General features: G+C 37.3%; 13 protein-coding genes and 1 tRNA gene. 13 read left to right on the top strand and 1 reads right to left on the bottom strand.

The window, feature by feature from the left end:
• Position 1 precedes the first annotated feature (1 nt).
• Positions 2-745, top strand: coding sequence for a LytR/AlgR family response regulator transcription factor (locus tag C3K47_RS11185; RefSeq protein ID WP_207765284.1), 744 nt, complete (start codon positions 2-4; stop codon positions 743-745).
• Positions 746-810: 65 nt separating this feature from the next.
• On the opposite strand, the gene C3K47_RS11180 is transcribed toward C3K47_RS11185, so the two are convergent.
• The gene (locus C3K47_RS11180) at positions 811-1,794 is read right to left on the bottom strand and encodes a D-alanine--D-alanine ligase (RefSeq protein ID WP_103789225.1); all 984 of its coding nucleotides are present in this window, start codon (positions 1,792-1,794) and stop codon (positions 811-813) included.
• A gap of 284 nt (positions 1,795-2,078) precedes the next feature.
• Between C3K47_RS11180 and C3K47_RS11175 the strand changes: the two genes are divergently transcribed.
• The 12 genes from C3K47_RS11175 to C3K47_RS11120 all read left to right on the top strand — a co-directional run bounded on the left by C3K47_RS11175 (position 2,079) and on the right by C3K47_RS11120 (position 12,052).
• On the top strand, positions 2,079-2,849 hold the full coding sequence (locus C3K47_RS11175; protein ID WP_103789224.1) for a PASTA domain-containing protein: 771 nt from the start codon (positions 2,079-2,081) through the stop codon (positions 2,847-2,849).
• Positions 2,850-2,857: 8 nt separating this feature from the next.
• Complete coding sequence (locus C3K47_RS11170) at positions 2,858-3,157, top strand: rhodanese-like domain-containing protein (RefSeq protein WP_103789223.1); 300 nt, start codon at positions 2,858-2,860, stop codon at positions 3,155-3,157.
• Positions 3,158-3,185: 28 nt separating this feature from the next.
• Positions 3,186-4,214: an endolytic transglycosylase MltG gene (gene mltG, locus C3K47_RS11165; protein WP_243392537.1), complete on the top strand. Its 1,029-nt coding sequence runs from the start codon at positions 3,186-3,188 to the stop codon at positions 4,212-4,214.
• Between the two features lie 81 nt (positions 4,215-4,295).
• Complete coding sequence (locus C3K47_RS11160; RefSeq protein WP_103789222.1) at positions 4,296-6,557, top strand: S9 family peptidase; 2,262 nt, start codon at positions 4,296-4,298, stop codon at positions 6,555-6,557.
• 83 nt (positions 6,558-6,640) lie between these two features.
• Positions 6,641-7,048 (top strand): acyl-CoA thioesterase, encoded by a 408-nt coding sequence (locus C3K47_RS11155; protein ID WP_103789221.1) that lies wholly within the window; start codon positions 6,641-6,643, stop codon positions 7,046-7,048.
• A 36-nt stretch (positions 7,049-7,084) separates the two neighbouring features.
• Entirely contained in the window at positions 7,085-8,086 is a 1,002-nt protein-coding gene (locus tag C3K47_RS11150; RefSeq protein WP_103789220.1) for a YihY/virulence factor BrkB family protein, read from the top strand.
• A gap of 59 nt (positions 8,087-8,145) precedes the next feature.
• Positions 8,146-8,230 (top strand) — tRNA-Ser (locus C3K47_RS11145).
• A 303-nt stretch (positions 8,231-8,533) separates the two neighbouring features.
• On the top strand, positions 8,534-8,770 hold the full coding sequence (locus tag C3K47_RS11140) for a hypothetical protein (RefSeq protein WP_103789219.1): 237 nt from the start codon (positions 8,534-8,536) through the stop codon (positions 8,768-8,770).
• Complete coding sequence (locus tag C3K47_RS11135) at positions 8,751-9,101, top strand: type II toxin-antitoxin system PemK/MazF family toxin (RefSeq protein WP_207765283.1); 351 nt, start codon at positions 8,751-8,753, stop codon at positions 9,099-9,101. Before C3K47_RS11140 ends, C3K47_RS11135 begins: the two co-directional genes overlap by 20 nt.
• A gap of 196 nt (positions 9,102-9,297) precedes the next feature.
• Positions 9,298-9,708, top strand: coding sequence for a hypothetical protein (locus C3K47_RS11130; RefSeq protein WP_103789218.1), 411 nt, complete (start codon positions 9,298-9,300; stop codon positions 9,706-9,708).
• Between the two features lie 175 nt (positions 9,709-9,883).
• Positions 9,884-11,365, top strand: a complete 1,482-nt coding sequence (locus C3K47_RS11125) for a rhomboid family intramembrane serine protease (RefSeq protein ID WP_103789217.1) — start codon at positions 9,884-9,886, stop codon at positions 11,363-11,365.
• 195 nt (positions 11,366-11,560) lie between these two features.
• Positions 11,561-12,052 (top strand): hypothetical protein, encoded by a 492-nt coding sequence (locus C3K47_RS11120; protein WP_103789216.1) that lies wholly within the window; start codon positions 11,561-11,563, stop codon positions 12,050-12,052.
• Positions 12,053-12,235: the final 183 nt, after the last annotated feature.

The raw sequence follows: 12,235 nt of genomic DNA, 5'->3' as shown, positions 1-12,235 counted from the left end.
CATGTTATCAGAAATTAAAATAAACTGTTTAATAGTGGATGACGAGCCTCCTGCACTTGATGTTTTACAAAAATACATTGAGGCTGTTCCCAACCTTCAACTTACAGGCAGTTGTATAAATTGTGTGGAGGCACTTCGCTATTTACAGGGTGAAAAAGTGGATCTTCTATTTTTGGATATAAAAATGCCGCAGCTCTTAGGGACCGATTTTGTGCGAACATTAAAAAATCCGCCAAAAATTATTTTCACCACTGCTTTCAGAAAATATGCCGTTGAAGGGTTTGAGTTAGATGCTGTAGATTATTTACTGAAACCTATTTCATTTGATCGCTTTATTAAAGCGGTGAATAAGGTGATGCAAACCCAATTGCCATCAAATGGTGGTAACTCCGAAATCAACAATAATGGTTCAAACAATAAAAACGAAGCATTTATTTATTTCCGGGCCGATCGTAAGATGATTAAGGTGTTGCTGAAAGATATTCTTTTTGTTGAAAGTTTGAAGGACTACATCAGGGTAATCACACGTTCAAAACAAATTATCACTAAACTTTCCATCTCTGCACTCGAATCGATGCTCCCCGAAGATCAGTTCATCAGAATTCATCGCTCGTATTTAGTTGCAATTGACAAAATTGATTCGTTTACTGCTGATGATATTGAAATTGAAAAGAAAGAATTACCGATTGGTCGGATGTATCAGCATGAAATCAACAAGCTTTTAAAAGCGAAGCAGGTGAAATGATTTTAGATTTTAGATTGTAGATTTTAGAAATGACGGTTCTAAAATCTACAATCAAAATTTTAAAATTACTTGATTGCTTCTTCAATTAACGAAGCGTAAAATTCGCTGATGTCCCAACCCATAGCTGCCACTTGTTGTGGAATTAAGCTGGTTTCCGTTTGTCCAGGAACGGTATTTACCTCAAGGAAATAAAACTCGTTAGTATCTTCCTGCAAGAAGAAATCGATTCGAACCACGCCCCTGCAGTTTAAACGGGCATACGAACGTTTAAGGTTTTGCTGAACAACCTTTAAGGTCTCCGGGTCAATATCAGCCGGTGTAATCTCTTCGGTCATTCCCGGAGTATACTTGGCTTCAAAATCAAAAAACTCCTTAGAACTTTTAATTTCAGTAACCGGCAATACCGTGATCTCATTGTTTCGTTTAACCACTCCGCAGGTAAACTCACGACCTTTAATAAACTCTTCAACCAACACCTGGTTATCTTCTTTAAAGGCACGTTCAATAGCTTCTTCCAGTTCGGCTTCAATTTTCACTTTTGATGTTCCTAAACTCGATCCGCCATTGTTTGGTTTAACAAATACAGGAAGTTTAAGCTTCGAGAGAATATCGGCCACATCATGTTTTTGTTCGCTGAACAACTGTAATGATTTGGCCACATTAACCCCCGCTGAACCTACAACGCAATTGGTATAACTTTTATTGAAGGTTAAGGCCGAGGTAAAACTATCGCAGGTAGTGTAGGGTATCTGTAGCATTTCAAAATAGCCCTGCAACATTCCATCTTCTCCTGGTGTTCCATGGATCGCAATAAATGCACAATCAAAAGTTATTTTCTGATCGTTAACTGTTAATGAAAAATCGTTTTTATCCACCTCAATCGACTGTCCCGAAGCATCGGTATAGGTCCAGCCCATGCGTGTTATAATAATTTTATAGACATTGTATTTGTCTGCTGGTATGCTTTTTTCAATTTGCGCTGCCGATTTTAAGGAAACCACGTGTTCTCCCGAATAACCTCCGGCAAGTAAAGCAATCGTTTTTTTCATGGATGATTAAATTCTATGATTGTTTTTGGCTTGAGCAAATATAAACCAATTACCCATTTAACCAGCTTTATCAGCAAAAACTGCTGTTAATTTTATGGGCAGTAAAATAACCCTTTATCCGCAGCCTTCTTATCATCTTTATCTTGAAATTAACCCTATCTACCCTATCGTTCCCATTTTAAAAAGAACCTTTTAACCCTGTGCTTGTACACATTTTGTTAGTTTTGTTCGTTTAGGTTTTTATAAAACTTTGTTTAAGTTTGAAGACTTTAGACCAGTACTACATGTTGAAGAAACTATTTGCCTTTTTACTTACTCCAGAATTTCGTAAAAACCTATTATTTGCAGCATTATTACTATTTCTGCTAGTATTCATCACTATATTTTCGTTACGAGTGTTTACCAAACATGGTGAAAGTTTAACGCTTCCAGACCTATCCGGATTAACGGTTAAACAAGCTGAAGATATGATGACCGCCGGAAATATTGAATTTAAGGTTGATACCGTATTTATTGAGGGAAAAACTCCTGGCACTATCGTTCAGCAAGATCCTGACCCTAAAACAGAAGTTAAAGAAGGCCGTACGGTATATTTATTGATCCAGTCCTTTACTCCCCCTGAAATAAAACTACCCGATTTAGAAGGTAAAACCTTAACTGAAGCTCGTGCTGTGTTAGAAGGTTATGGCCTGAAAATGGGTGAAATGATCTATAAATCAGATATAGCCAAAGATGTGGTTTTAGGTATAACTTATCGCGGCATGACCATTAATGCCGGTACAGGTTTGCCTAAAGGAGCCACTGTGGGCCTTGTTTTAGGAAACGGTTTTGGAGCGGCGTCAATCAATATCCCTGATTTAACTGGTTTAACCCTACAAGAGGCTATTTTCACTATCAGAGGAAACTCGTTGTTATTGGGCAAAGTTACTTACGAAGGTGAAATAACCGATTCAACGCAAGCTAAAGTGTACAGACAAGACCCCGTTTATGTAGTTGGAGATACCACCACAATTCAGCAGGGATCAATGATCAATATCTTTTTACACCAGGAATAATAATTGAAATGGATATCAGTGCAAACGAATTAAAAGAGCGGCTTGATAAAGGGGAAGCTTTGCACATAATTGATGTGAGGGATCAACTCGAATATCATACGTTTAATATTGGTGGAGTGAATATCCCCTTGGGTAAACTTACTACCGGTATTGACGATTTGGAATTTGATGAAGAAGATGAGTTAATTCTCATTTGCGCCCATGGCATACGCAGCAAAACAGCTGTTCAGGTGCTCGAGCAATCAGGTTTTACCAACGTACGAAACCTTAAAGGTGGAATTTTATCCATCAGAAAACTAAATAGTTAATCAATCAGCTAAACCAATCCACAGCAAATTGAAAAAGATTATTTTAACAATTGTTGCCATTGTTTTAATTGGCATCTTATCAGTAGGTGGCTATTTCTACCTTAAACTATTAAAGCCTAATACTGGCGATTTTGAGCAGAAGGCTTACCTCTATATTCCTACTGGCGGAACATTTAAAAATGTGATCGACAGCCTGGAAAAGAATAAACTGCTGAAGAATATTGAAAGCTTTAAATGGAGTGCCAATTTTATGAAATACAACGACAGCAACATAAGGGCGGGTCGATACCGTATTTCAAAAGGCATAAGCAACCGCGTGCTTGTTAATATGCTGAAAGCTGGCAACCAGGAGCCTGTTCGTTTAACGTTTAATAATATTCGCATCAAATCGCAATTTGCCGGTTATGTTGCCCGAAAGTTGGAAATAGACTCTGTTAAGTTTTTAACGATGCTTAACGATGAGCAGTTTGTGGGTAAGTTTGGATTTACTCCTGAAACCGTTTTCACCGTATTCATTCCCAATACCTACGAATTGTTCTGGAATACCAATCAGCAAAAATTCTTTAGCCGGATGTACGATGAATACCAAAAATTTTGGACTGCGGAACGCAAGAAAAAAGCGGAAGAGTTAGGTCTAAGTCCTGAAAAAGTAAGCGTTTTAGCATCAATTGTTTATTGGGAAACCAAGAAAAGCGATGAAATGCCAGTGGTTGCCGGTGTTTATCTAAACCGCTTGAAAAAAGGCATGAAACTGGAAGCTGACCCAACCGTAATATTTGCTGAAGGCGATTTTACCATTAACCGCGTTCGCGGAAGGATGATGAGCAATCCATCGCCTTACAATACTTATATGCATACAGGCTTGCCTCCGGGCCCTATTTCAATGCCTTCGGTAACAGCTATTGATGCGGTTTTGAATTATCAGAAACACAACTACATTTATTTTTGTGCTAAAGATGATTTTTCGGGGCGCCATGCCTTTGCCGAAACGATGGAACAGCATCGGATAAATGCTAAAAAGTTCCAACAGGCGTTAGATGCAAGAGGAATTAAGTAAATTACCTTTTGATATAAAAACTTGTATGCAGCGTTGTAAATTACGCTGCATTTTTTGTTTATCCATTGAAAAATTAACCTTATGAAATGTAGCATCAATAAGATTTTTCTTGCCCTGTTTTTATTGGGAAGCTCTTCTCTTATCGCCAACGGTCAGCCGCTTCCCAAACAGCTTGCACTAAAATTTGATCTTACTTTGCCAGCTCAAGATCAAAACATGAGCTTTGGAGATATCCAATGGAATAAAACGGGTCATCTGTTTACCAATATGGAAGAAGTTTCGGGTGGTTATGAAATAGCAGAATATGATCCCGCCAACAATTTTTCGCGAAAAGTGCTGGTGGCTTCATCAAGCTTAATTGTTAATAATGCTACACTTCCGGTTGAAGCCTATACCTGGTACCCTGGGACTCAAAAAATAGTCCTCTTCTCCAATTCCAAAAGGGTTTGGCGCGAAAATACTCGTGGCGATTTTTGGCTCTTTGATCTGAATAGTAAATCGTTGAAAAAGTTGGGTAACTCCCTTCCCGAATCATCGCTTCAATTTGCCAAACTTTCGGCCGATGGATCTAAAGCCGCTTATGTAAGTAAACATAATATTTACGTAGAAGACTTAAAAAGTGGAACCATCAAACAACTAACAACTGATGGCACTAACCGGATTATAAACGGCACTTTTGATTGGGTCTATGAAGAGGAGTTATTTTGTCGCGATGGCTTTAGATGGAGCCCTGATGGGCAATCGATCGCATTTTGGCAAATTGATGCCTCTAAAATTGGCAATTACCTGATGCTGAATACTACGGATTCTATTTACTCCTTTAATGTTCCGGTTGAATATCCTAAAGTGGGCTATGATCCATCAAGGGCGAAAATTGGAGTGGTCAACGTTCAATCGGCTCAAATCAAATGGTTGGATATCCCGGGCGATCCGGTAAAAAACTACCTTCCACGCATGGATTGGGCCGGAAACAGCAATGAGCTAATGGTCCAGCAATTAAACCGAAAACAGGATACCTGTCGACTATACCTGGTTAATTCCCAAACAGGCTTGGCTAAAAATATTTATGAAGAAAGTGATGTTGCCTGGATCGATCTGAATTATTTCTGGCAATATGATCGTGTAGGTTGGGATTTTATCAATAGTGGTAAAGAGTTTTTATGGACGACCGAAAAAGACGGATGGCGCCATGTTTATCGCCTTAACCGTGATGGATCAAACGAACGCCTTATTTCTAAAGGAAATTACGATGTAATGGATGTGGTAGGTATTGATCAGAAGAAAGGCCTGTTATACTTCTATGGATCGACTCAAAATGCAACGCAGCAATATTTATACGCTACTAAACTGGATGGAACAGGTACACTAATTTCTGTTTCTTCTGAAGCACAAAAAGGCACACACAAGTATAACATTTCGCCTGATGCCCAATATGCGGTTCATGGCTTTTCAAATTATCAAACTGCTCCAACAGAAGAGTTCATTAGTTTAACTACTAAAAAACGATTAAGAGAAGGTCATAGCTATAACCTGACCGCGGAACAGCTAAAGCAATATTTGCCCAACCCTAAAAGCTTTTTCCAGGTTAGCACTAGCGATGGTGTTACCATTGACGGTTGGGTGATAAAACCGGCTAATTTCGACGAAAGCAAGAAATACCCTGTTTTATTTGATTTGTATGGCGAACCGGCAGCAGCTACGGTAAAAGATAGTTTCTCGCCAAATAGCTGGCACCAGGCTTGGGCAAGTAAAGGTTATGTAATTATTTCTTTGGATAACCGTGGAACGCCCGTGGCCAAGGGACGCGCCTGGAGGAAAGCTATTTTTCAAAACATTGGCAACCTGAATATTAAGGATCAGGCTATGGCTGCCAAAGAGATTTTAAAATGGCCTTGGGTTGACAGTGAGCGAATTGCTGTTTGGGGTTGGAGTGGCGGCGGTTCATCCACCCAAAACCTGATGTTTAAATATCCTGATATCTTTAAAACCGGAATGGCCGTAGCGGGAGTTTCTAACCTGTTGACCTACGACAATATTTATGAAGAACGTTACATGGGCTTAATTCCACAATCAACAGAAGCGTATAAACAAGGTTCTTCTATCAATTTTGTAAAGGGATTAAAAGGCAATTTATTGCTTGTTCATGGAAGTGGTGACGATAATGTTCATTACCAAAACCACGAAATGCTGGTAAATGCCTTAATTGAAGCCGGAAAGCCATTTACGATGATGGTATATCCTAACCGCTCTCATTCAATTAATGAAGGCAAAGGAACCGATGAGCATTTGTTCAATCTACTAACCAATTACTTGTTAGAACATTGCCCTCCGGGAGCTAAATAAAAATCAAACCACTAAATAAAATCGTTATGAATGAAATCCAGACTCTTGGGTTTTATTCATAACACTGCATTACAATTAAAAACATGTTTACACACGAAACCAAACTACGCGTTCGATACGGCGAAACAGATCAAATGGGTTATATGTATTACGGAAATTATGCCGAATTTCTGGAAGTTGCCCGTGTAGAGATGCTTCGAAGTATGGGGCTTAGCTATAAAAGTTTTGAAGAATCGGGTATTATGATGCCTGTTTTAGAACTCAACGTTAAATACATTAAACCGGCCCGGTATGATGATGAGATCACTATAAAAACTTCGGTAAAACATAAACCGGCTATTCGCATTCATTTCGATTACGAGTTATTTAATGAAGCAGGAGAGCTTATTACCATTGCACATACTAAACTGGTGTTTGTGGATATGAAAACCAATAAACCCTGCCATGCACCACAAGAGTTTATGGACAAACTAAAAACCTACTTTGAATAGTTTTAAATGGTAGTTTTATACTTCGGAAGAATTTAAATGGGAAAAGTAGAACATTTATTAAATAAGTTCAGGTTATACCGTGGGTTCATTTTGTGGACCAAGCGCACTGCTTTACCCGGATTTCAACAATTGCCAATTTATACGGTGGCTGTTTTCTTTTTCCACGAACTGGGTAAGGAGTCACTGGTTACCAAATCGTCATCGCTGGCATACAGCTTCTTATTGGCTATATTTCCGGCTATCATTTTTTTGTTTACGCTTATCCCCTATATACCTATTGAGGGATTTCAGGATCATTTGATGTCACTGCTGATGCAGATCCTCCCCTATAATGCCTACAAAGCAGCTGAAGACACCTTATTCGACATTATTAAAAACCAGAACGTCAGCTTGCTTTCATTCGGTTTTATAACGGCTTTGTTCTTTTCAACAAATGGTGTTAACTCTCTGATGAGAGCGTTCAATAAGGCTTCGTTAGTGGCTGAGCGACGAACATTTATCCGCAAAAGAACCATTGCCCTGTTGCTTACCCTTTACATTGCAATTTCGTTGGTGGTAGGTATCACCTTTTTAATTGCCGGTGAGTTCATCATTAATTTTCTCGAATCAGAAGGATTAATTAAAGGCTGGTTTTTAGTTTTCTTATTACAGTCGTTTCGCTGGCTGGTTATTTCTCTCCTGTTTTTGTTTGCCACCTCCATATTATATTACTATGGACCGTCTACAACACGATCTAAGCGCTTTATAACGCCGGGTTCGGTTTTGGCCATGTTCCTGGCCATAATTGTTTCTATATGTTTCGCTTTTTATATTAACCGATTTGGTAATTATAATAAGCTCTACGGCTCTATAGGTACCTTAATTGTTATCATGATCTGGTTGTATATTAATTCGATGATCATTCTCATCGGTTATGAATTAAACGCAAGTATTGAGCTATCAAAACGGAGCTTAATTATTGCTGAAGAGAGCGAAATACCCGACTGGAAGCGCCGCAAAAATCCATCAGGAGAAAAAAACAGGCTTAAAACCAGCTGATTAGCGTTTTTTTGAAAATTTTATTTGGCAGTAACCTCCGAATTTGTACTTTTGCCTCCGGAAAGTTGGCAGAGTGGTCGAATGCGGCGGTCTTGAAAACCGTTGACTGTAACAGGTCCGGGGGTTCGAATCCCTCACTTTCCGCGGAAAAAACAAAAGCACCTCAAAAGGGTGCTTTTTTGTTTTATAGCATTTCTATGATTCGTCCTCTATCCACAACTTGAACGGTTAAAAGTGCAATAAGATAAAAGACCGTTACACCATGTTAAACGATTATTCACATACTACACACAAAACCAAAGTAGTGCCCATTTAGTAAACGTTAAGATTAGTATAAATAACCAATAGAAGCATTCCAGCCAATAGCTGAATTAAGCACCAAATTAAATACTTGCAGTATATACTTTTTGTGTATACTTTTGCGAAAGGCAAACGATCTGAACGATTATGAAAACTTTATCTTTAAAACTGGAAACGGGTATTTTTTCTGATGTGGAAAAAATAACGGAAGCTTTACATATTCCTAGAAATAGATATATAAATGAAGCTTTAGATGCGTATAACCAAGTACAGAAGCGTAATTTATTAAAGGAAAAATTTAAAAAAGAATCTGCCTTAGTACGTAGCGAATCAATAAAGGTATTATCTGAATTTGAAGCATTAAATGATGAATTTGACCATTAAAAGATTTGAAATTTGGCTTGCTGATTTAAACCCTAAACAAGGAACGGAAGCTGGCAAAACAAGACCGGTGGTTATAGTTCAAACTGATTTATTAAATGAATTTGAGCATCCTAGTACGATTATTTGTCCTATAACTACCAATGTACAAAAAGGTGCTGATGTGCTGCGCGTACATTTGCCAAAAGGTAATTTAGATACCGAAAGTGATATAATGGTTGACCAAATTAGGGCAATCGATAATAAGCGATTTATTAAGAAGTTAGGCGCGATAAATGATAATCAAAGGTATCAACTAGTTAATAGCCTTAAGGCTATTTTAGATCTTTTATAAAGCTAAAACCTATAGTATTAAAAGCCGGAAAATATCCATTCCCTCCCTCCTGTTTCAGGTCTGATTCAGTTACGTTTTAAATTTGGAGAAATAAACGGAATATTTATTTTAGAAAATTAATAGTTAAGCATTTTTACTTGGATAAACCAGAATAAAATCAATTAACCAACTAAAATTGCATTAGTATCATTTCAAAATGACTTTTCAAAAAACAGCTTTAACTGCTTTATTTTTAATTATGAGCGCGAACGTATTCGGGCAGGCTCCATTGGTTTTTAATAAAGAGCTGATCTCATATGATTACAAATTTCTCAGAGAACAAACAGAGAAAGAATCAGAAGGCTACCTTAATAATAACTTTAAAGTCAGCCCTGTTATTTCTCAAAAGGGAGACACTCTATTGGTATATATAGAATTTCCAGGAGCTGGGTGTGCTTCGTATAAAGGGAGCATTAAAATCAAGGAAGATTCATTAGATCTGTTTTATTGGGTTAATTCTGATGTAACCTGTACGGAATTAGATTATTACGCTATAACCTATGCAATAATGAATAAAGAAAAGAGGAAGTATAGAATCAGCTTTAAGTATTTAGAGAATCAGGATTAGCAAAAATGAATCTACACGTAATAGAGTTTACTGAAATGTTAGTAGGCAACCCTCCTGATTTAAAGGAATTATATACTTACGCTTTGGTTTTGCTAAGGAACAAAAACTGAAGTTCTGAAGATGAAAACCGTTAGTCTGAAATTGTAAACAACACAACAAAAACAATAATAAAAATATGGCCGTAGGATTTAGCCCTAAGCACAGTGAAGATTTTTCGCTTAACGATTTGACACAACAACAGTTTCTTGTGCTTGCAACTGAAACGATAAAGCAATTAAATTGGAATGTTAGTTACCTTAGTGACAACGGCCTTATTGCTTATACAGATAACGGTACCTTTTCTTGGAATGCAGAAATTAAAATCAAAATAGAAAACGGAATTGCTAACATTCAAAGCGCATCGATAGGAAATGAGATGATGGATTTGGGCAGAAACAAGAAAAATGTTACCAATGTCATTGCCAATTTCGAAGAACTAAAATCGACCTTAACAATAGAACAACTTGAGGAAAAATATCAGGAACTAAAAGATCAACTTGTTTCAGCTAAAGACGATATTTTAACGTTGCCACCCGCAACAACCACCGAACAAATCACAAGCTTCTTTTCTATCTTCAAGCCGGTTAAAGGTTTTTTCATTACGCCAATTCTTATCGACTTAAATATTCTGATCTTTATTTTAATGGCTGTTTGTGGGGTGAATATTATGTTGCCGGACAATGAAAGTTTACTGAATTGGGGTGCAAACTTCCGTCCAATGACTTTACAAGGCCAATGGTGGCGATTAATAACCAATTGCTTTTTACATATAGGAGTTTTCCACCTTTTAATGAATATGTATGCTCTGCTTAATATTGGTGTTTTATTAGAACCTCTTTTGGGTAAAACAAGATTTATTTCTGCCTACTTGCTTACAGGAATTACTGCAAGTATTGCAAGTTTATGGTGGCACGATCTAACAATTAGCGCAGGTGCATCAGGTGCAGTATTTGGTATGTATGGTGTCTTTCTCGCTATGCTAACAACTAATCTAATTGAAAAGACAGCAAGAAAGGCTTTATTGACAAGTATTGGAGTTTTCGTTGCCTATAATTTAATAAACGGCCTCAGAGCCGGTATTGATAATGCTGCCCACATTGGAGGCTTAGTTGGCGGATTGGTTATTGGTTATGCTTTGATCCCTAGCCTTAAAAAACCAGAGGAGGTCAAATTGAAATTCGGAACAATTGGTTTATTGTCAATTGTAATTCTTGTTTCATCGTTTGGAGTGTACAAAAAAATCCCAAATGACTTTGGAATATACGATACTAAAATTAAGTCGTTTGTGTCAATGGAAGCCATGGCATTAGAAGTTTATAACTTGCCACAAGACACCCCTAACGACAAATTACTTTACGAAATTAAAGACAGAGGGATTTACTATTGGAACGAAAACATAAAACTTATTGACAGTTTCAAAGACTTAGAATTGCCTCTTGAAATCAAAACCAGGAATACCCTTTTAAAAGAATATTGTGAGCTCCGGATAAAAAGCTATGAATTACTTTACAAAGCAATTTCAGAAGATACAGATCAATACAGAACACAGATAGAAGATTACAACAAACGAATTGAAGCAAAAATTAAAGAACTTGGCGTTGAACCAAAGAGTAATTAAAAATACTGATAAAAGGAATAACTGAGAACCTCATACTTTTGACTAAAGGGTAATAAATTCTCTTTGAAAAGGTTTATCAGATTAACCCGATATCGATCTAAAAATTACATCAAATAGTTATCAATAATTATTTATTGGCTTAAAGCATAACCTATTTATTTTCAGTATATTGATTAGTATCTAATAATTAATAATATGAAATTAAAAATTACTTTAATTGCTGTATTTGGTACGCTCTGCTCAATCTCCGTACAGGCACAAACCTCTGATGCAGAGGCCGAAGCAATGGTTAACTTATTAGGAGTTCAGAAGAGAGAAGCGGTAAGTAAATTGGTGCCGGTTTCAGGGAAAGATTCTATTGCTTTCTGGAAAATTTATGATGAGTACCAACAATCAAATAAAAGCACTATAAAATCGCGGATCCAGTTATACGAACGGACTGCCCAAGCTTACTCCAACATGACACCAGCCATTGCTGATTCTTTATCATTAAAATATTTTGCCAATCGTGTAGAACAGGAGAAAAGTCTCGAGACTTATTACAAGAAAATTAAGGCTGCCACCAATGCCGTTGTTGCCTTTGAGTTTTATCAGGCCGAAACCTATTTGCTTACTCAGCTAAGGGCTTCTATTATGCAGCAAATTCCAACGTATGGAGAATTGGTGCGAGCTTCTAAAAAGCAATAAAACTCCTCCAGCCCCATACCGAAAGTTTATTGATAAACCACTTATAGCAAAAGGAGATCTTGCTTAACAGTGATCTCCTTTTGTTATAGATCAACCCGCTGCTTGAGACAAAAATTGCTGAAAGCAGTTGCAATGAAAACACCCCCTAAATTAATCACGTTCAGCCACTTCCTTTTTAATTTT

Origin of the sequence: Solitalea longa, from assembly GCF_002920915.1 — a bacterium.
GTDB classification, from domain to species: domain Bacteria; phylum Bacteroidota; class Bacteroidia; order Sphingobacteriales; family Sphingobacteriaceae; genus Solitalea; species Solitalea longa.
Note: the sequence above shows the minus strand (reverse complement) of the source record. Positions and strands in the feature narration are given on the sequence as shown.